General features: G+C 45.8%; 15 protein-coding genes. 11 read left to right on the forward strand and 4 right to left on the reverse strand.

Going from position 1 to position 20486, the window contains the following annotated elements:
* Positions 1 to 22: 22 nt before the first annotated feature.
* On the reverse strand, positions 23 to 595 hold the full coding sequence (locus NDK19_RS02795) for a 1-acyl-sn-glycerol-3-phosphate acyltransferase (RefSeq protein ID WP_250630313.1): 573 nt from the start codon (positions 593 to 595) through the stop codon (positions 23 to 25).
* A gap of 62 nt (positions 596 to 657) precedes the next feature.
* The gene (locus NDK19_RS02800; protein WP_250630314.1) at positions 658 to 1194 is read right to left on the reverse strand and encodes a DinB family protein; all 537 of its coding nucleotides are present in this window, start codon (positions 1192 to 1194) and stop codon (positions 658 to 660) included.
* Positions 1195 to 1281: 87 nt separating this feature from the next.
* Between NDK19_RS02800 and NDK19_RS02805 the strand changes: the two genes are divergently transcribed.
* From NDK19_RS02805 to NDK19_RS02820, 4 genes are all read left to right on the forward strand, one after another.
* Entirely contained in the window at positions 1282 to 2271 is a 990-nt protein-coding gene (locus tag NDK19_RS02805) for a phosphatase PAP2 family protein (RefSeq protein ID WP_250630315.1), read from the forward strand.
* A gap of 190 nt (positions 2272 to 2461) precedes the next feature.
* A complete protein-coding gene (locus NDK19_RS02810) occupies positions 2462 to 4507 on the forward strand; it encodes a tetratricopeptide repeat-containing sensor histidine kinase (RefSeq protein ID WP_250630316.1) in 2046 nt (681 codons plus the stop codon).
* 88 nt (positions 4508 to 4595) lie between these two features.
* Positions 4596 to 10031: an alpha-2-macroglobulin family protein gene (locus tag NDK19_RS02815; protein WP_250630317.1), complete on the forward strand. Its 5436-nt coding sequence runs from the start codon at positions 4596 to 4598 to the stop codon at positions 10029 to 10031.
* Positions 10032 to 10080: 49 nt separating this feature from the next.
* Complete coding sequence (locus NDK19_RS02820) at positions 10081 to 11529, forward strand: Ig-like domain-containing protein (protein WP_250630318.1); 1449 nt, start codon at positions 10081 to 10083, stop codon at positions 11527 to 11529.
* A gap of 214 nt (positions 11530 to 11743) precedes the next feature.
* Here NDK19_RS02820 and pdxH read toward each other — a convergent pair whose 3' ends face one another.
* Positions 11744 to 12379, reverse strand: coding sequence for a pyridoxamine 5'-phosphate oxidase (pdxH, locus tag NDK19_RS02825; RefSeq protein ID WP_250630319.1), 636 nt, complete (start codon positions 12377 to 12379; stop codon positions 11744 to 11746).
* A gap of 47 nt (positions 12380 to 12426) precedes the next feature.
* Between pdxH and aroQ the strand changes: the two genes are divergently transcribed.
* Positions 12427 to 12852: a type II 3-dehydroquinate dehydratase gene (aroQ, locus tag NDK19_RS02830; protein WP_250630320.1), complete on the forward strand. Its 426-nt coding sequence runs from the start codon at positions 12427 to 12429 to the stop codon at positions 12850 to 12852.
* An 11-nt stretch (positions 12853 to 12863) separates the two neighbouring features.
* Here aroQ and NDK19_RS02835 read toward each other — a convergent pair whose 3' ends face one another.
* Complete coding sequence (locus NDK19_RS02835; protein ID WP_250630321.1) at positions 12864 to 13160, reverse strand: HesB/IscA family protein; 297 nt, start codon at positions 13158 to 13160, stop codon at positions 12864 to 12866.
* Between the two features lie 68 nt (positions 13161 to 13228).
* Here NDK19_RS02835 and NDK19_RS02840 point away from each other — a divergent pair, with 68 nt between their 5' ends.
* From NDK19_RS02840 to htpG, 6 genes are all read left to right on the forward strand, one after another.
* Positions 13229 to 13750: a DUF7935 family protein gene (locus NDK19_RS02840; RefSeq protein ID WP_250630322.1), complete on the forward strand. Its 522-nt coding sequence runs from the start codon at positions 13229 to 13231 to the stop codon at positions 13748 to 13750.
* 11 nt (positions 13751 to 13761) lie between these two features.
* Complete coding sequence (locus tag NDK19_RS02845; protein ID WP_250630323.1) at positions 13762 to 16377, forward strand: DUF2339 domain-containing protein; 2616 nt, start codon at positions 13762 to 13764, stop codon at positions 16375 to 16377.
* Positions 16378 to 16459: 82 nt separating this feature from the next.
* A complete protein-coding gene (locus NDK19_RS02850) occupies positions 16460 to 17617 on the forward strand; it encodes a homogentisate 1,2-dioxygenase (protein WP_250630324.1) in 1158 nt (385 codons plus the stop codon).
* Between the two features lie 164 nt (positions 17618 to 17781).
* Entirely contained in the window at positions 17782 to 18135 is a 354-nt protein-coding gene (locus NDK19_RS02855) for an STAS domain-containing protein (RefSeq protein WP_250630325.1), read from the forward strand.
* Positions 18095 to 18529 carry an ATP-binding protein gene (locus NDK19_RS02860; protein ID WP_250630326.1) on the forward strand — a complete coding sequence of 145 codons (435 nt, stop codon included), beginning with the start codon at positions 18095 to 18097 and terminating at the stop codon, positions 18527 to 18529. The genes NDK19_RS02855 and NDK19_RS02860 overlap by 41 nt, the downstream gene beginning before the upstream one ends.
* A 108-nt stretch (positions 18530 to 18637) precedes the next feature.
* Positions 18638 to 20446, forward strand: coding sequence for a molecular chaperone HtpG (htpG, locus tag NDK19_RS02865; protein ID WP_250630327.1), 1809 nt, complete (start codon positions 18638 to 18640; stop codon positions 20444 to 20446).
* Positions 20447 to 20486: the final 40 nt, after the last annotated feature.

The raw sequence follows: 20486 nt of genomic DNA on the forward strand, positions 1-20486 counted from the left end.
AAATGTCTATTTATTTTGCCTGTCAGCCCGAATAGTTTTCAGGGTAAAGTGCCATATCCTTGCGGTAGTAAGTTTTCAGTTGGGCAATATCCGCTTCTATATCGCCCGAAGGGAACAGGAGCGGGTGTACGCAAATTTCTTTGTTTTTGTAGTCTATGGAAACAGGCACAATGGGTACATTGGCTTTAAGTGCAATATAGTAAAAACCTCTTTTCCAGTCGCTTACATATTTTCTTGTACCTTCGGGTGCTATGATGATTCCCAACTCTCCCTCAGTCTTGGCAAATTTATCCGCTACTTGTTCGGTCAAGTTGTTTTTTTTGCGCCTATCTACGGGAGTGCCGCCAATTGCATAAAAAAAACATCCATAGGGCGGCTTAAACAGTGTGTGTTTAGCTAAAAATTTCGTATTTTTTCCATAGCCGAGTATGTAACGGGCAATCAGTGCCACCATGAAATCCCAGTTGCTGGTATGCGGCGCAACAATCATCAGAAATTTTGTAATCGGCGGATTATACCGCGTAAGCCTTTCGGAATAATCAAAAGCTTTCCATCCAATCAGTTTGTAAATCAACTTACACAGTGCAGCAAGCATATGTTATTGGTAATCATAAAAATACGGTCTGAAAAGTAAAGTAACTGAAAGGTATTTATTAGTCAGCGTTGTTTTTTCAAGGCTTCGGTTATTCGGTCAATTTGCTGTAAATGGTGTTTGATGTGATAACAGCAAAAATCTATGGACTGATGAATACTGAAAAATCCGGCAACGGGATGCCTGAAAATATTTTTGTTTAATAGTTCGGGGGGGAAACTCTCGAGCATATCGCGCCACTCTGCTCGCAGTAAATCCCATTCTGCCACAACCTTATCGTAGTCGGTTTCCTCATCGGGGATGAGAGCCTGAACGGGTGCTTTAATTTTGACTGGCAACCGCAAAATGGTTTGCGTCAGCAAATAGCTCGCCTTTTGCATGAGGCCGTTTTCTTGCAGTTGGGGGCGTTGCAAACTTTTTTTAATAGCGTTCAATATCCCTGTTTCGGCAATAATCAGGTGTTTCATTACCTGCAACATAGACCACTCGCCAATACCCGGTCGGAAGCATTGTGCCTCCGGGGAATGGGAAGCTACCAGTGCCTGCATGATAGAGCGCCAATGCTCCATTTTTTGGAAAGCCTGTTCAAGTGCCGCTTGCATATGTTGATTTTAATTTGCAAAATACGGTAAAGGTTCGAATCTTTGATGTGAGCACCGTATTAATTACCCGAAAATATCCTTTAACGAATGTTTCAAACCGAAATTAACCACTTTCTGCAATCATGGGAGTCCGAATGGCTGACTTTGTTGATGCGATATATCAGCCAAATGGGCTATCAACCGTTTTACATTGCTGTTTTGCTGACCGTTATTTTCGGTGTAGATACCCGCAAGGGGCTGTGGGTGTTGCAGGTATTGATGTGGGTAGGTATTATCACTACGTTTTTGAAAGAGTTGGTCGCGCTGCCTCGTCCGCTGGATGTAGATAATACGCTTAAATTTATGGGTACAAACTACAACCAGACCAATACGTTGTTTTCCATGCGCGGTGCGGAGAGTTTTTGGGCGATGCTGCCATCGGATGTGATTGCCTATTATAGGGAAAACAGACTTACGTCATTTGGTTTTCCTTCGGGGCACGTAAGTGGCGCGGTGGCATTTTTTGGCGGACTTGCATTGGCTTTTCCGTTGTCTGCTGTCAGAGTTATTTCCTTGATTATCTGTTTATTAATGCCTATTTCGCGCCTGTATTTGGGTGTACATTTTCTCGCTGATGTGCTGGGAGGCTTGCTTATCGGTAGTGTCGGCCTTGCGGTTTTACAAGTGTGGATGCGCAACACTGCCACAAAACAAAGGCCGCACAAGCGTGTGCATGTAAGCAGCCTGATTTGGTGGTTTATTTTGCCAATAGTGCTATTATTTATGCCGCATATGAACAGAGAACTGTTAATTATTTTGTTAGCTTGCAATACATTCTACTTAGCCTTTACGCTTTTAGGCAACCCCATGCCGAACGGTGGGATTCTGCGGCGCTCCTTTTCTGTGGCCATAGCTTTGGCAAGTTTTATTGGTTTTAGCATCCTTAGCAACAATATTTTGCGATTGTTGAACGTTATGGATGAAAATATTCAACAATTGGTTATCCGATTTGTTGAGTTTGCCATTGCTTTGATACTGGCTTTGTACATCAATTTCAGAATCAGACTGATGCGACCGGAAATTAAAACAACTACTTGACAGGCTGAGAGTTATGTGTAAAAGGCAACTATTCTTCCCTTACTGTGCAGGCTGTAAGACGAGTTGCTGCATTTTACTTTTTTGGTGCATTACCATCTTCTTTTCTTATGCTCAACCATCCGTACCTGCTGCAATTGACAGCCTAAAGCAGTTGTTAAAAAGTCCGGGGATGTCTGAAAATGCAGACATCTTGAATCAACTTTCTTTACTCTATCAGAATATAGACAACGAGCAATCCTACCAGTATGCGGTTCAGGCTTACGATATTGCCGAAAAGCAGCAAAATAAGCGAGCTAAAGTACTGGCAGTTATTCAAATAGGTGAGTATTATTTGAGTCGGAACAAGCCTCAGGAAGCCTTTCCTATTCTGCAACAGGCATATATTGCAGCCAAGACGCTGCAAGATTCGTTGCACATGGGGATTGCCAAAGGCAAAATGGGAATTGCGCTTTATTTGGAACTGAAATACATACCTGCCATCAGCTACCTGCAAGATGCCATCAGGTTTATTAAGCCTTACAGCGAAGCAGACGTGTATCGCGCCAATTTTTTAAATACGCTCAGCTATATTTTCAGTAAAAGAGGTTTTTACACTACGGCCATAGAGTATGCACGAGAGGCACTTGAAATTCGGCAGCGGATAGACCCTACCGGTGAAATGACTGCCCGCTCGTTGAATACACTTGGTGAATTTTATCTGTTGCAAAGCAATTTGCGCAAGGCGATGGAATATTTTAACAGCGCATTGCAAATTAATCGTAGTAATCATAATAAAAGAGGTATTGCCATTATGCTGACCAATATTGGCAATGTTTATTTACAAGAAGGCAATTACAGGGAAGCCGTCAATAACTTGCTTTCTGCTTTGGAAATTAAACGAAGTATCAAGTCCACGCCTCGCGAAATAGCCATTACCCAATTGCTGCTTGGCAAGGTGCATTTGGCAGAACAGCAACCGGTAAAAGCACATCAGTATCTCAATCAGGCGCTGTCAGTTTTTGTCAATGAAGGCGATAAGTATTATGCCAGCATGGCCTACGGCGAAATTGCTAAATATTTTGCCGCTATGAGGCAGTTTGATAAAGCATTGGAAGCGCATCAAGAATGCATCGCAATGGCGAAGATGGCCGAACAGCCGCCGCTGATTATTGCCGGCTACGAAGCGCTCGCACAGACGTATCTGCTGATGAATGATGCAGAAAACTTTTTCAAATACTACAAACTTTACAGAATTGGCAAGGACTCTCTTGACAAAGAACTAAAATCTTTGGAGGTAATTCTCATGCAGGAGGAATTAGACCGCCGCAAGCAGGAATTACAGGCACTTAGTATTCAAAACAAGGAGATACAAGCCCGCAAAGAACAAGAAAAAGCGCAGTTGCAACGCAATTTTTTTGTTGTGGTGGCGCTCGCCGCACTGATAGTAGCGGTTGTAGTGGGCTTATTGCTCAAAGCACGCTTGACAGACAAAAAACGTTTGGAGCTGCAAAATCAGATTATTTCCGGTCAAAATCAGACGCTGGAAGTGCAAAAACAGGAGTTGCAAGAGTTGATTACTGCCAAGGACAAATTGTTTTCTGTTGTTGCGCATGATATCAGAAGCCCGCTGGCGGGACTTTCCTCCATGATAGATTTGCTGAACAGGCGTCAGGTCAATCTCAATGAGGAAGATACTCAATCGGCCTTGCAGCAAATCAGTAAATCGCTGGCCAATGTTTACCAACTGCTGAACAATCTGCTGGATTGGGCACGGCTGCAAACAGGCTCTTTCGTTTTCGAGCCGGTGAGCATTACGCTTGCGCCTGTTGCCAAAAAAACAGTGGAACTTTTTGAGCCGCAGATTTCTGCTAAAAACCTGCGGATAATCAGCAACATTCCATCCGATTTGACGCTGTCTGCCGACAAAAACATGCTTGAATTTATACTGCGAAATGTAGTTTCTAATGCTATAAAATTTACGTTTTCGGGCAAAGAAATAATCATAGAGGCAGAGGAGTTGGCAGATTGCATTCTCATACGTGTAAAAGATAACGGCATTGGGCTTAGTGAAGAAGAGGCGGCTAAAATTTTCAACCTGCCAACCTCCCGACTTGGCACCAAAGGCGAACGCGGTGCAGGTATCGCATTGAGCATCTGTAATGAATTTATGGCCAAACACGGCGGCAGCATATGGGCTACGCCAAACCCCGAGGGCGGCAGCATTTTTCACCTGAAATTCCCGATACCCACTGCATAAATTGATTTTGTTGTATTTTTTCTCGTAATTGACACAGAATACGGCTGTTGCCGCTTATTCCTGTTTTTTTGCTAAACAACAACAATTTATGAAAACCTCCGTGCTTCGGTACACCATTCGGGTAATAGCCCCCTTGTTAGTACTCACTTTTGCCTGTGGCAAATTCGGCAAAAATACCCTGACTGTTTCCGGCAAAAATTTTGGCGAAGAAATCGCTTTGCAGCAAAATTTAGTCATTCAATTTGGCGAAGATATCGTTCCTGATTCGCTGATTGACAAGTGGTTAGAGATTTCGTACCTGAAAATTACGCCTGAGGTCAAAGGGAAATACAAGTGGAACTCCCGCAACGAATTGGTTTTTTCGCCCGAATCAGGGTTTAAGCCGAGTACCAACTACACGGCCGAAGTTACCGACAAAATTTCCTCGCATGTGCCGGAGCGTTTTAAGCTAAGCGACGAACACGTATTTAAATTTCATACGCCTTACCTGACTTTGCGCAGTCATGAAATATTTTGGGCAATGAACACCCGGAATCAACCGGAACTGCGCGTGCGCATGAATTTTAACTATCCTGTCAGCCCCGAGACTGTTAGCCGCAGTACCAAAGTACAGGTAGAAAGTTCGGAAGCAAGCCACAAACTTCAAACGACAGAACCTGCCGCTGCTGCCGTCATTATTGCCATAACAGGCGCTCAACAGCCTGATAACAAGCCGATTAATATTAAGATTGATGCCGGCTTGACAACAGAAGGCAGCGATTACAAAGCGGAGGCTATCTCATTTGGCGAGATAGTGCCCGACCGCAGCGACTTCCGCATTTTGCAAACCGAAACCGAGTATGACGGCGAGCAAGCCTATGTATATGTTTACACCAACCAGATGATAGGCATGAACGCCGACGACCTGAAACGTGCACTCATCATAAGCCCGCAGGTTGCCTATACGGTAGAATTGCTGGATTACGGTTTTTTGATTTCAGGTAATTTTTCAACCGAACAAAGCTATAAACTCACCATCAGCAAAGCGCTCAAAGGTATTTTCGGAGGCACACTCAAAGCCGATGCCGAGCAGCAGATTGTGTTCGGAGAGGTGCAGGCGGGCATCCGATTTTCAGCAAAAAAAGGCATTTACCTGACCAACAAAGGCAATAAAAATATAGGAGTACGCATCACCAACATTCCGCAAGTTTCGGTTAAGATTTTCAAGGTTTACAAAAACAACCTGTTGAGTTACCTGCGCGAATCGGGTGCTTTCTATCAATACGATTATGAGTATGACTACGAAAGCGACTATGACAGCTACTTTTACGGCGATTTTGCCAACTACGGCGACCTGATTTTTGAAAAAGAATACGCAACCCGCGACCTGCCCAAAGTCGGCAGCGAACAACTGATTAGTCTGGATATTCGCGACGATAAGCCTTTCAGAGGTATTTATGTGGTACAAGTGCAGTCCACGCAAGACCAGTGGCTGCGTGCCAATAAATTGGTTTCGCTTTCCGACATTGGGTTGGTGGCCAAAGCAACAGGCAATGAGGTGGTTGTGATGGCCAATTCCATTATGACCGCACAACCCGCAGCAGGTGTGGACATAACCTTGGTCAGCACTAACAATCAGGAGATTGCGACGCTGAAAACAGATGCCAACGGCATTGCACGCTTTGCAGATATGAAAACCAAAGCGCCGGGTTTTGTTACTGCCATGATTTTTGCCAATCAGGGCGACGATTTTACCTACATGCACTTTAAGCAAACGCAGGTAGCTACTGCACGCTATGAGGTAGGAGGGATGCGGGAGAATAGTGCCGGTCTTCAAGCGTTTCTGTATGGCGACCGCGACCTCTACCGCCCCGATGAAACCATGTACCTGAAAGCCATCGTGCGCGACGGGCAATGGAATCCGGCTAAAAATCTGCCCGTCAAACTGCGTGTTTTGCTTCCCGACGGCAAGGAGTTTATCAGCAGGCGCGGTATGCTGAACGCACAGGGCACGTATGAAACTTCCGTACAAATTCCTGCAAGCAATGTAACCGGTACTTATACGGTAGAACTGCTCAGTGGCAATGATGTTTTATTGCAATCGCGCAACGTAAATGTGGAAGATTTTATTCCAGACCGTATCAAAGTGAATACGAATGTGGATAAAACCGTAGTTAGAACAGGCGAAACCGTGAATTTCAGTGCACAGGCCGTAAACCTGTTCGGCCCTCCGGCGCGCAACCGCAAATACGAGGTAGAAATGTCGCTGACGCGTAAGGCCTTTACTGCCAAGCAGTTACCCGATTACGATTTTACGCTCAGCGGCCGTACCGATGTCTATTTTGAGCAGGCCACAGCCTCCGGCACAACCAATGAGGAAGGTAAGTTTTTTGCCAACTTTCGCATTTCACCCGCCTACAAGAATCTGGGCGTATTGGAAGGGAAAATTTACTCTACTGTTTTTGATGAATCGGGTAGGGCTGTAAATCGCCAAACCAAGTTTGAGGTGCTCACCCAGCCCCTGATGTACGGCATCAAAAACTTTACGCGTTATGCCGATGTGCGTCAGCCTGTTTATATCCCCATTGTGGCGGTGAATCACAAGGGAGAAGTACAAAGCAGTGCGAAGGCACGCGTGGTAATTGTGCGCTACCAGTGGCAAAATGCCTTGGAGCGTGAAGAATATTCCCAATATTACAGGTACGTATCCCGCAAGAAAGAAATTGTGGTGAAAGATGAAACCATTTCGCTATCGGGTACTTCTACGACTTATCCTTTTGTGCCGATGGAATCGGGAGAGTATCAGATACGGGTAGCACCCACCGGCGACGATATGGCTACTTATGCCGCACAGGATTTTTATGCCTATTCGTTCGGCATGGCCACCTCTACCTCTTTTGAAATCAACCGCGAAGGTTTGGTACAGATAGAAACCGACAAGGCATCTTATCAGGTTGGCGAGCAGGCCAAACTCTTATTTAAAACGCCTTTTAAAGGCCGTATGTGGGTAACAATTGAACGCAATGAGGTTTTAGACCAGTTTTTTGTAGATACCGACGGACGTACAGGCTCACTTACTTTGCCTGTCAAGAAGGAGTACTTGCCCAACGTGTATGTAGCTGTTACGCTCATCAAACCTGCTGACGACAGCTCTATACCGCTCACGGTGGCACACGGCTATCGCAACCTGACAGTTGAGGATGGGAATACGAAACTGGACGTAAAAATTACGGCAGCGGCGAAGTCGCGCTCCAATACCAAACAGGAAATTGTAGTGCAAACCAACCGCAAACAATCTGATATTGAGGTAACACTGGCCGTAGTGGACGAGGGGATTTTACTGCTCAAAAACTACCAGTCGCCCGATCCGCACCGTTTCTTTTTTCAAAAACGCGCGTTGGAAGTAAACAGCTACGACCTGTATCCAAAGCTATTCCCCGAACTGAAAGCCTTGCAGCGCAACTACGGTGCCGATTACTACGATTTGGGTAAGCGCCTCAATCCGTTAGCCAACAAGCGGGTGAAACCTGTTTCTTTTTGGAGCGGAACGCTGCGCACCAACGGCAGCGGCGAAGCACGTTATACGATTGATATTCCGCAGTTCAGCGGCGAGTTGCGCATTATGGCAGTTGCTGCCAAAGACAACGCATTTGGCTCGGCAAGTACCTCCATGACCGTTGCCGACCCGATGGTTATCAGTATGGCACTGCCGCGATTCCTCAGCCCCAATGACGAAATAGAAGTGCCTGTTATGCTGGCAAATACTACTGCCAACAATACACAGGCGCAGGCCAAACTAAGCACTACGGGCGCTGTGGAAATTGTGGGCGAGTCGTCGCAAAGCGTTGCAGTTTCTGCCAATGGCGAAAATCAGGCAATGTTCCGCCTGAAAGCTAAACCACAGATAGGCGAAAGCCAAATTAAGGTAGAGGTAAGCGCTTTGGGTGAAAAATTCACACAAACCATCAATTTAGGTGTGCGCCCTGCTGTTTCTTTGCTGAAAGCCAGTGGTTCGGGGCGCGTAGAAAGCGGCAAACCGCAACAAATTGACCTGCTGCGCGACTATCTGGCAGGTTCCGTAGATGCCCGCCTGACCATCAGCCGTTCCCCTGTTATGGAATTTGGCAAAGAATTGAACTATTTGCTGCAATACCCTTACGGATGTGTAGAGCAAACCATTTCTACGGCTTTCCCGCAGTTGTACCTTGCAGAATTGATTCCCGCGCCGAAAAGCAACCTGATGTCGGTAGGCAAAAGTGCATTGAATGTGCAGGAAGCCATCCGCCGCATACAAACCATGCAACTGTATTCGGGCGGTCTTGCCTACTGGCCGGGCGGTGCCGAAGAAAGTTGGTGGGGCAGCATCTATGCATTACATTTCCTCACAGAAGCCCGCAAAGCAGGTTACGAAGTGGATGCCAAAATGCTCACTAACTTGACAGGGTATGTAAGCAGCAAAGCCAAAAAGAAGAGCATGGTGGATTATGAGTACTACGATGCAGCCAATCAGCGCAAGAAAGTGAAAGTTACGCCGCGCGAAGTGCCTTATTCACTTTACGTGATGGCACTGACGGGCAAGCCGGATGTTTCCACCATGAACTACTATAAAAATCGCAGCAATACACTTTCCTTAGATAGTCGCTACCTGCTGGCTACTGCCTACATGCTTGCCGGCGATGTAGCTTCTTATCGTAAGTTGTTGCCTACACAGTTTAGCGGAGAGCGCGCCGTTCAGGCATTTGACGGCAGTTTCCATTCTTACCTGCGCGACCAAGCAGTTGTACTCAACGCATTAATTGAAACCGACCCTCAAAACGGACAAATTGCTGCAATGGCGCGTCAGCTTTCGCAGCAATTGAAACAGGCAAAGTATATCAATACGCAGGAGGCCGCATTCTCCTTGCTGGCATTGGGTAAATTAGCCCGCAAAGCAGGAGAGTCGGAGGCTACGGCCGCAATTACTGCCGATGGCAAAAAAATAGCCGACTTCAAAGGTGCAACCCTGACCCTGACAAGCAAAGACGTAGCAGGTAAAAAAGTCCAGATTCAGGCACAGGGCGGCAGCCTGTACTACTTCTGGGAGATGGAAGGCTTAAACAGCACGGGCGCTTACCCCGAAGAGGACAGCTACTTGAAAGTGCGCCGAGAATTTTATGACCGAAACGGCAACCGCTTGAATACTAATGCGTTTAATCAAAATGACTTGGTAGTAGTTAAAATCAGTTTACAAACGACCAACGGAGCAACCGTGCCGAATGTAGTGGTTTCTGACCTGATTCCTGCGGGTTTTGAGATTGAAAATCCACGTATCAATTCTCTGCCCGGCATGGCATGGACAGAAAAAGCAACCGCCCCGCAGCACACCGATATTCGGGATGACCGCATCCACCTGTTTACTACCGCAGGGCCGGGTGTATCGGAGTTTTACTACGTGGTGCGAGCTGTAACCAAAGGCACATTCCGCATGGGGCCTGTAAGCGCCGATGCAATGTACAATGGTGAATATCATTCTTACAACGGAGGAGGGGAAATAACCGTGCGCTGATTCGTTTGTAACATTGTAACACCTGCATATTCCGACTATTTTTGTACATATGAAAAAAATAGCCTTTTTAGGGTATTTGCTCTGTGGAATTTTTGCCGCCTGTATCCCTATTGTTGACCGATTTGAGCCTGAAATAGAAGTACTTACGCCACTGCAAACAAATTATTTCATTCAGGACACCATCAGATTGGTGCTAAGTTTCGGGGATAACGACCGACTGGATTCGGCAGTGATAACTATCCGCAAAACAGGTGATGTAAGCGGCAGCGGCCAAATCTGGAATCCAACCTTTAACCGCCGCTTACTTGGCAGGCGGTACGACGACACCTTGCGCATTGTCATTCCTGCAAATGTGCAGTTGGGAGCTTATGAGATGACCGTGCGACTGTTTGATTTTAGCAAAAATCAGCGAGTGCAACAGTTCAATTTTAATGTGTTGGGTGATGCCCGACCACCGGTTATCAGGCAACTCGCCCTGACAGGTTTACGGCAGGATGCTGCGGGTAACTATTTGGTTTGTCGTCAGTCGGTGCTCAACCTGACGGGTTCTGCAACAGACAATATTCGCATCCGAGAAGTAAAAGCCGAAATTGCGGGTGTGTTCAGCGTAACGCGCCTCATTGGCAGCGAAGAAGTCCGTTTTGACAACCTTTTTGCTCGCGACTTGCGCATTCCGCCAACCGTTGCTGATAACACACGGCTTGCATTGGTAATCACCATTACAGACCAGAGTAACAACAGCACTACCCGTACATTTAACCTCATCCTCAGTTGCGACGACGAAGCTCCGCAGATTCGGGTGCAAACAACAGAACCGCAAATCAATGCAAACAGAGAGGTTAATCTGATTGAAGGCGATGCATTTCGCATTTTGACGGGTACCATAACGGATAACCGCCGCTTAGGTCGTTTGGCTGTTACTTTCAATGCCCTTAATGCAAGACGCGACACGGTTTTCCGCGCCAATTTGACAGGAACAACAGTGCAGTTGGCTACTTTACTCGGCAATCAGCGATTTCTGCCGCCCGCAAACGCAACGGCAGGCAGCATTTACGAAATCAACCTGTTTGCGGCAGACAGTGCGGGCAACAATGCAGAACCTTTCCGTATAGTGCTCAACATCACCAAAGATGAGCCTCCGCAAATCGTATTGGCAGAAGCCCGTATCAGAGGGGTACTTACAACGCTTTCACTGACCCAGCCTAATGTGTTGCCCATTGGAGCAGAGTTAGTGATTTTCGGCAAAATATTGGAAGACAAGGCGTTAGAGTATGTACAAATTTTCTGGGGGCCTGCACAACGTCCTGAGCGTGTGGTAAACCTGACGGCAGCACAACTTACCGTACTGCCTTTTGACCTGTCAGCCCCTAATTCTGTTAATCGCTTCGTAATTACTGAAAGGGATGCGGCCGTAAGCAAGGAGTTTATTTTGCAGTTCCGTGTAAAAGACACTCGCAACCCCGAAGTGGTGCAGACTTATCGGTTCATTTTGCCGTAAGTCGGTGCACAACGGAAAATGTCCTTCATTGAATCTTTGTCGGCAGGGATTTAAAACCACATACAGAGATTTTAAGTCCCTGCCGGTAGTTTATTGCAAGCCGTGTTCAATTAAAAATCGCATGGTATAAGCACACAGATTAGTGTTGATTCTTTAATCCGACATCCTCAATCCGAATCCCGAATCGCCGATTTATTCTGCAAGCCTGCTTGTTTTAGGGTGCAATCCGATAGATTTTCCATGAACCATCGGCCGCAAACTCATAAACGATGCGGTCGTGCAGGCGACTGCGGCGGCCTTGCCAAAATTCAAAATAATCGGGAATGAGCCGATAGCCTCCCCAGTTTTGCGGACGGGCAGGTTCTTTGTCCGCATATTCGGCTTCTAATACCCTCATTCTGTTTTCCAGAACCTCCCTGTTCGGCAAAGGGCGGCTTTGTTCGGAGGCAATCGCCCCGATTCGGCTCATCAAAGGACGGCTGTTAAAATACTCATCCGACAGTGCAGGCTCAACCATCTCTACTTTTCCCTCAATGCGCACCTGACGCTCCATCTCTACCCAGTGAAAAGTGAGTGCAGCAAACGGATGTTGTTGTAAGTCAATGCCTTTTCGGCTTGCATAGTTAGTAAAGAATACAAAACCACTGTCCACGTGTTTGAGCAAAACAATGCGTGCCGAAGGTCTGCCGTTAGCCCCGACCGTAGCCAAATTCATGGCGGTAGGTTCAGGAATACCGCTGTGCAGCGCTTCGTGAAGCCATTTGTTAAACTGCTCAAAGGGAGAGGCGGCAGCGTCCTGCTCATTAAAAGTATGGCGTGTATATTCCTTGCGGATATCTGAGATTTGCATAACATTCGTATTTTAGGCGAAGTTACAACGACAAATCCACATCGGAGATGACAGAAATCATCATTATTAACGGCCCCAACCTGAACTTGCTCGGCAAACGCGAGCCTGAAATTTATGGAACCAATACTTTTGAAAATTTTTTTGGTCTGCTGCAAAAAGAATTTAGTAATGTGGCAAATATCTCCTATTTTCAGTCCAATCACGAGGGCGTTATTATTGACAAACTGCACGAAGTAGGTTTTAGCGGTGCCGGTATTGTGCTGAATGCGGGCGGACTTACGCACACTTCGGTCGCTTTGGGCGATGCTGTGGCAGCCATTCCGTCGCCCGTGGTGGAAGTGCATATTTCCAATATTCATGCCCGCGAACCGTTTCGCCACCACAGCTATATCAGCAAATATGCCAAAGGTGTAATTGTTGGTTGCGGGCTAAACGGCTATCGGCTGGCAGTCATGCACCTGTTGCAGATGTGAAAATGCCCGCTTTATTTCCGATTAAAAACAAAGCCCCGTTCGGTTTCGCGCTCTTCAAAGTCTATTTCCAGACCCAACAAAAACATCATCTGGCGTTTTTCATACAATACGGGGATGTCTTGTGTGGTGTACTGTTGGTCGCCTTCGCGCGGTTTGTCAAAGCCCAAGCGATAGCGCGCACCGCCGCAGCCCGATGTGCCTTCTGCAATTACGCGAAGAGCATAACCTTCGGGTATGCCTTTGTTTTGCATAATGTAGCGGATTTCATTAGCTGCCGCCGTTGTTATCGTAACAGGTTGCAGTTCCATGTTTTTTTAACTGAAATTTGCAGCAAAAGTAGGCAGATTACCTAAATTTGGCTGATAAAAGTGCTTTTATGGAAATACTGACAGAATTGTTGAAGATTATTATCCCTGCCGGCATTGTGCTTTATGGCATGTACTTGACCGTTCGTACATTTTTAAACAAAGATTTTGAACGTCGGCTGGTAGAATTAAAGGCAAAATATATTGATGTTACCCTTCCGTTGCGTTTGCAAGCATATGAGCGAATGGCGTTGTTTCTGGAACGCATTTCTGCCCCCAACCTGCTCATGCGATTGAATGACAGCGAATTGACAGCCGTTCAGTTGCAAAGCATTTTGCTCGAGGAAATCAGGAGCGAATTTGCTCACAACTTTTCACAACAGGTTTACATGAGTGACGAAGCGTGGGAAAAAATTCGCACGGCCATGGACAATATGGTAGCCATGATTAACGATTCTGCCTCCGAAGTTGCTCCCGACGAGCCCGGTATAAAGCTCGCCAAAGCGATTGTCAGCAATATTATTGCCCAAAACGATGACATTACGGGCAATGCCTTGAAGTTTTTAAAAGCAGAAGTTCGTAACTTCCTGTAAATCATTCATGCGTGCCGGACACTCCTGAACATATCCCCCCGCAGGATGAGGAGAATAAGCCTCAGAACGAAAAAGACCCGCTTGCCGAGCGGATGAATCGTTTTTTGTCTGAAATATTAACCAATCGGGAAGCTATTCAGAAGTCGCGAGGAGAGTATCATCCGCTTGAGCAAGACCCTGAGTATCAGCTGCTTTACGAAAAAGGCCTCTACGATGCCACCAAGGACTATGACATTAGCCATTATCCGTTTTACGTGCCGCCAAGGCAGCGTGCGGAAAATGAAAAAAAAGAAGAAGCCGAAAGCACTTCCATCGATTGGAAAAAAATTGAGCAAAAAGTTTATCTTAAAGCATTTATAGAGCCGGAAGAAGACGAACTGGAAGAACAAATCAGAGCAGTGGCGCAGCGGCGGGCTATTCCCTACGAAAAAACCCGCCAACTCATTCTGGAACGGCTTGCCAAAGGCAAAGATGACTTTGAAAGATTCATTTATGAAGATGTTTTCAGCAAAATTGCCATTCTGATTTTTACTATCGGGGTGGGTATGCTGATTCGCTACGGCATTGCCGAAGGTGTACTGCCCGAATGGGCGCGTGTCGGTATCGGCTTGCTGATATCGGGCATCTTGTTTGGTATTGCCAAACGCATGGAACTCAGTAATGAAACTTTCAGTTTGCTGTTCGCCACTTCTGCGCTTTCTATTCTGTATTACACTAACTATCTGGCGTTCAAGGAGTACCACTTTCTTAGTCAGCCCGTTGCTTTTTTGCTCATGCTTGTCATTATAGGGCTTTCGCTGTGGCTTTCGCTGCACTATGAGCGCCGCTATTTCGCTATTTTGGCCATTATCGGCGCATATATTACGCCTTTTGTAATCGTTGGTGAAAAAATTTACTATGACTACTTTTTCAGCTATTTGCTGCTAATTACCATTGGCATCATTACGGTTGCATACTTCAAGCGCTGGGTGTTGCTGAATTATCTCACCTTCATTACTACCGTGCTAATTTTTACGGGTTGGATGTGGCGTGTGAATTTGGGCAACCTGCCCATGCTGCAAACGGGGCTTGTGTTTGCTACCTTGTTTTACCTGACTTACTTTGCCATGCATTTGCTGCACAGCCTGCGCCGCTTAGAGGATGAAACAGAAGTTCCCATGAGCGAGCGGGACTTGTTCTTTTTTGCGCTGAATGCTTTGTTTTTTGTGTGGACTGTGTACCGTCTGCTGAATGCTCATTTCCTTGTGGGTGATTATTTCGGCTGGTGGCTAATGGGGCTGGGGGTATTCAACGGTACATTTGGTTGGTGGCTCTACACTAAAAAAGACAGCGACCTCTATATCAGAAAATACCTTCAAACTTTTGCTTTGTTGGGCGTCAGTGCAGGTATCGTATTTATTTGGCATACAAAAACTACTCTTCATTTGGCTTGGTTGGCCGAAACGCTGGCACTCTTGCTGCTGACCCGTTATTGGCGGACTGCCTTGTTCAGAGATGCCGCGCTGCTGACCTTTACCGCTTCGCTGATTGCCTTGTTTACCATTTGGTATGCCACTTATGCGGGTGCAACTACTCCCGATTTTCTGTTTAACGATGCGGTACTTGCTACGCTTGCTTCGGTTGTGATTTACGTGGGTTGTTTGATAGTAGTGCGTATGCAGGTGCAAACGCAGCAGGCCAACGAACGGCTCATGTTTCTTACATATGATGCACGTGCATTTCAGGCATTGCTGGCCGGCGTCAGTGTGCTGTTGATTTACTTATGCGGCAATATAGAATTGACCTATCACCGATTTTCGCACCCCTCGTTAGAGCGTCTGGTCATCGGAATTTATAATACTATTTTCGCGATGTTCTTGTGGCTGGCCGCTACGCGCATTCAAAACATCCGATTTCAGAAAATTGCCAATTATATCCTCGTAGCTGCTGTTTTTTCCTATATCATTTTTGCACATCCGGAAGTTGTGCGCTTGCGGAACGAATTTCTTACAGGCACAGCCAAAGCCGTTTGGTTTTTTGTTCATTATATTAACCTTACGCTCGACCTGACAGCTATTTATTTGCTTCTTTCTTACCAATACGGAATCTTTAACCCTGCATTGCAGCAAGCAGATGAAGAACAAAGCGCACATGACATAAACTCTGCAAAAATTGATTACGTGGTATGGTTGGCATGTATTGCGTTGGTGTTCCATCTTACCGCCGAGCTCGACCATTTCTACATATTGTTCGGCTACAATCCCGATTTGCCCGTTGCCGAAAGTATTGGGCAATTGCTTGAACAAACGCGCTTGTTTTTGTATCCTATCCTGTGGTCATTCATTGCTTTTGGGCTGATGCTGCTCGGCGTAAAATTGCGGGTAAGAGATTTTCGCATCATTGCATCCGCTTTGTTGGGTGCTATGCTCATCAAGCTGTTGGCCTATGATATCTGGCGGGTTTCGCGCTTTACGCAAATCCTTTTGTTGATTATCATCGGCGGTTTGCTGTTTATCGTTTCATACCTCAATACTCAACTGCGCCACTTTTTGGCAGAAGGCACACTCGACATTGACGAAATTTACCGAAAACTGACAGGTAAAAAGATGCCGCTGCCACCGCCGCCTGCCGATGAAGAAACCTCCTAAAAAAAGCGTTCAATTGCATTTTTGGACAAAAAGCACTATACTTGTTACACTAATTAATGTCATGTCAATAAACTGTTAGCCCATGCCTATCTATCATAAACTCGGCAAAATTCCGCATAAGCGGCACATCACTTTTGAAAAGCCCGGAGGCGGCTATTACTACGAGCAACTGTTTGGTACAGAGGGCTTTGTAGGTATGTCAGCGCTGATGTATCACATTTACCGCCCGACTATGGTAAAAGAAATTGTCAATTCGTACAGCGTTGCTCCAAAAATTGCCGTTGAACATAACATCATGGCACGCAAACTGCGTGGTTTTCAAGCCCCTGCCGCCGATGATTATTTGCAAAGCCGCATTCCGCTCTTTGTCAATAACGATTGTACTATCGGGGTGGCTGCTCCACGCAAAAGCGTAACCGATTATTTTTACAAAAACGGCGACCACGATGAAATGCTGTTTATCCATAAAGGCAGTGGTAAATTGCGTTCACAAATGGGGATAATTCCTTTTGAATATGGCGACTATCTTATCATTCCGCGAGGTATGATTTATCAATTGGAATTTGACGGTACGGATAACCGCATTTTGTGGATGGAGTCCCGTTCGCCTATCTATACGCCCAAGCGTTACCGAAACTGGTTTGGGCAATTGTTGGAACACTCTCCTTACTGCGAGCGCGACTACAAGTTGCCTGCCGACTTAGAAACTTATGACCAAAAGGGCGATTTCATGATTAAAGTGAAAAAGCAAAACATGATTCATGAAATCATCTATGCATCTCATCCTTTTGATGTGGTAGGGTGGGATGGCTATAATTTCCCTTACGGTTTCAGCATCCACAATTTTGAGCCTATTACCGGACGGATTCATCAGCCGCCGCCTGTGCATCAAACCTTTGAAACCGATGCGCTGGTTGTTTGTTCGTTCTGTCCACGCCTGTACGACTATCACCCGCAAGCCATACCTGCACCATACAATCACAGCAACATAGATTCGGAAGAAATTCTTTACTATGTGGACGGTGACTTTATGAGCCGCAACGATGTGGAAATCGGGATGTTTACTCTGCATCCGGGCGGCATTCCGCACGGGCCGCATCCGGGCGCAATGGAGCGCAGCATCGGCAAAAAAGAAACCAAAGAACTTGCCGTCATGATAGACACTTTCCGTCCGCTGGCACTAACCGAAGAGGCTATGCGCTTAGACGATGGCATTTACTACAAATCCTGGATGGAGTAACACCCTGCTGCCAAGCAAGCAATCATGCAAGCCATTCCGATAGGAGTGGCTTTTTTTGTGATGACTACGACAGATAAACTTTACAGCTTGCATAAAATTAATAGCTTTGTGAAGTAAAAAAAGGCGATGCCCAACACAACCGAAACCTTAAAAAAACGTTAAAAATGGTAGAAGTAAAGAAAGAAATCGCGCAAGGTGTAGTCATAATATCGGTAAAAGGCGAGTTGGATGCAAGTTCCGCATTGGTTTTTGACAATGCAGTGGAGGCAGTTATAGCCGAGCGTCCGGCTTCTATCCTGATAGATTGCAGCGCTTTGGAATATGTTTCCTCTCCGGGCATCGGGGTGTTTATTTCACGGCATGGCGAGTGTGAGGATAAGAACATACGTTTTGCACTTTGCAACGTAAGTTCCAAAATCAGCAACGTATTAAAAATTTTGGGTTTAGACCAAGTAGTAAAAGTTTACACAACTACCGATGAAGCAACAACAGCAATGGGAGCATCACATCAGCCTTAATTGCAGGCGCGAATCGTTAAATACGCTGCGGCAATTTACCAAAGATGTGTTGAGCAGATGGGCAATCACAGACGAACAACAATACCTGCTTGTACTTGCATTGGATGAGGTGTGTGCCAATTTGATTATCCATTCGCACAGTTGCAACGATTCGGATACCATTGATATTAAAATCAGTCGTGCTAATGACGGGGTTTATTTTGAGGTAAGAGACAGCAAACCTGACAGTTTTAACATGGCACTGTATGAAACCCCTACCGTCAGCCAGATTCTTTGCGAAAAGAAACGAAGCGGCATCGGTCTGTTTCTGGTTAAACAAATCATGGATGAAATTATGGTAGAGCAATCTGCCGATATGAAAATCTGCCGCATGAAAAAAAAACTCAGTTTTTGACCCTGTCAAAAATCTGACGTTTTGTCAGTTGTGGGCTAACCTTTTGCACAATGTGCTTACTGGCATGAAATTAGACGATTCGCCAATCGGTTTAACGTCTAATCAGATATGCAAGAGAAAGGTTCCATCTCCATTCATACCGAGAATATTTTTCCGATTATTAAGAAGTTTTTGTACTCCGACCATGAGATTTTTCTGCGTGAGTTGGTGTCCAATGCCGTAGATGCTACGCAAAAACTCAAAAGTCTGGCTGCTTTAGGCGAATTTAACGGTGAAATCGGGGAAACCCGCATCAAAATTAGTCTTGATAAAAATGCCAAAACCATTACCATCAGCGACCGCGGTATTGGCATGACTGCCGAGGAAATCAAGAAATACATCAATCAAATCGCATTTTCCGGCGCTAAAGAGTTTGTTGAAAAATACAAAGACAAAGACCAAAGCCAGCAACTCATCGGTCAGTTTGGTTTGGGCTTCTACTCTGCGTTTATGGTGGCCGAAAAAGTGCGCATTGTAACCAAGTCATGGCAGGAAGGCGCACAGGCTGCACAGTGGACATGCGACGGCAGCACCGAGTTTGAAATTGCCCCTGCCGAAAAAGCTGACCGCGGAACAGATGTGATACTCCACATAGCGCCCGATTCGGAAGAATTTTTACAGCCTTTCCGCCTGCGCGAAATTTTAACCAAATATTGTAAATTTTTACCGGTAGAAGTAGCGCTGGAAGACGATGTTATCAACAATACACAGCCACTGTGGACAAAAGCACCTGCCGACCTCAAAGACGAGGATTACTTGAACTTCTACCGCGAGTTGTATCCGATGGCAGAAGACCCGCTGTTCTGGATTCACCTCAATGTGGACTATCCGTTCAACCTGACAGGTATTCTGTTTTTCCCGAAAGTGAAAAACGAACTGGTGAACCGCAACAAAATTCAATTGTACCAAAAGCAGGTATTTATTACCGATGAAGTGAAAGATATTGTGCCTGAGTTCCTAACCTTGCTGCATGGTGTAATTGATTCGCCCGATATCCCGCTGAACGTTTCGCGCAGCTTCCTGCAAGCAGACAGTAACGTTAAGAAAATCAACAACTATATCACGCGCAAAGTAGCCGATAAGTTGCAAGAACTCTTCAAGGCAGACCGCGAGGCCTATCAGCAAAAGTGGGAGGGCATAGATATCTTCGTTAAATACGGAATGATTAGCGATGATAAATTTGCCGAGAAAGCTCCTGCATTTGCATTGCTCAAAAATACGCAAGGCAAATACTTCACTTTTGACGAATACAAAGAGCATGTTCAGGCCAATCAAACCGACAAAAACGGCAACCTTGTATTACTCTACACTAACAATCCCGAAAAGCAAGATGTTTACATACAGGCAGCAGAAAAACGCGGTTATGACGTGCTGCTGCTCAATGGTGTGATAGACAGTCATTTTACCGGATTTTTGGAGCGCAAATTTGAAAAAGCACAATTAAAGCGCGTAGATGCGGAAACCATTGACAAACTGATTGAAAAATCTGACCTTGCCGATGTTATTCTTTCCGAAGACGAGAAAAAAGAGGTAATTGAGTTGTTCAAAAAAGTGAGCGGAAAAGAAACGGTTGAAGTGTCGGCACTTTCTACGGATGAACTGCCCGTAAGCATTGTAGTGCCGGAGTTTTTCCGCCGCATGAAAGAAATGGCAATGATTGGCGGAGGCATGGACTACATGAGCAACTTGCCCGACCAGATGAATATTGTCATCAACGGCAACCATCCGCTGATTAACCGCTTGGTTAAAGCACAGACGGCAGAGGAAAAAGAAAAAATTGCCCGCCACACCTACGACCTTGCTTTGTTGGCACAAAACATGCTAAATGGCAAAGATTTGACTGCTTTCCTGAATCGCAGTTTGGAGTGGCTGAATTAAAATTTTGTTTTGCCGATATTTTGTAAGCCCTGCACACAAC

The organism is Rhodoflexus caldus, assembly GCF_021206925.1.
In the GTDB taxonomy this organism is placed as follows: Bacteria; Bacteroidota; Bacteroidia; order Cytophagales; family Thermoflexibacteraceae; genus Rhodoflexus; species Rhodoflexus caldus.

Bases quoted from the DNA above. Each gene is read 5' to 3' on its own strand.
- NDK19_RS02820 (WP_250630318.1), top strand. From the start codon at position 10,081: ATGAAAAAAATAGCCTTTTTAGGGTATTTGCTCTGTGGAATTTTTGCC.
- NDK19_RS02800 (WP_250630314.1), bottom strand. From the start codon at position 1,194: ATGCAAGCGGCACTTGAACAGGCTTTCCAAAAAATGGAGCATTGGCGC.
- NDK19_RS02850 (WP_250630324.1), top strand. From the start codon at position 16,460: ATGCCTATCTATCATAAACTCGGCAAAATTCCGCATAAGCGGCACATC.
- NDK19_RS02840 (WP_250630322.1), top strand. From the start codon at position 13,229: ATGGAAATACTGACAGAATTGTTGAAGATTATTATCCCTGCCGGCATT.
- NDK19_RS02860 (WP_250630326.1), top strand. From the start codon at position 18,095: ATGAAGCAACAACAGCAATGGGAGCATCACATCAGCCTTAATTGCAGG.
- NDK19_RS02805 (WP_250630315.1), top strand. From the start codon at position 1,282: ATGTTTCAAACCGAAATTAACCACTTTCTGCAATCATGGGAGTCCGAA.
- aroQ (WP_250630320.1), top strand. From the start codon at position 12,427: ATGACAGAAATCATCATTATTAACGGCCCCAACCTGAACTTGCTCGGC.
- NDK19_RS02795 (WP_250630313.1), bottom strand. From the start codon at position 595: ATGCTTGCTGCACTGTGTAAGTTGATTTACAAACTGATTGGATGGAAA.
- NDK19_RS02835 (WP_250630321.1), bottom strand. From the start codon at position 13,160: ATGGAACTGCAACCTGTTACGATAACAACGGCGGCAGCTAATGAAATC.
- NDK19_RS02815 (WP_250630317.1), top strand. From the start codon at position 4,596: ATGAAAACCTCCGTGCTTCGGTACACCATTCGGGTAATAGCCCCCTTG.
- htpG (WP_250630327.1), top strand. From the start codon at position 18,638: ATGCAAGAGAAAGGTTCCATCTCCATTCATACCGAGAATATTTTTCCG.
- pdxH (WP_250630319.1), bottom strand. From the start codon at position 12,379: ATGCAAATCTCAGATATCCGCAAGGAATATACACGCCATACTTTTAAT.
- NDK19_RS02855 (WP_250630325.1), top strand. From the start codon at position 17,782: ATGGTAGAAGTAAAGAAAGAAATCGCGCAAGGTGTAGTCATAATATCG.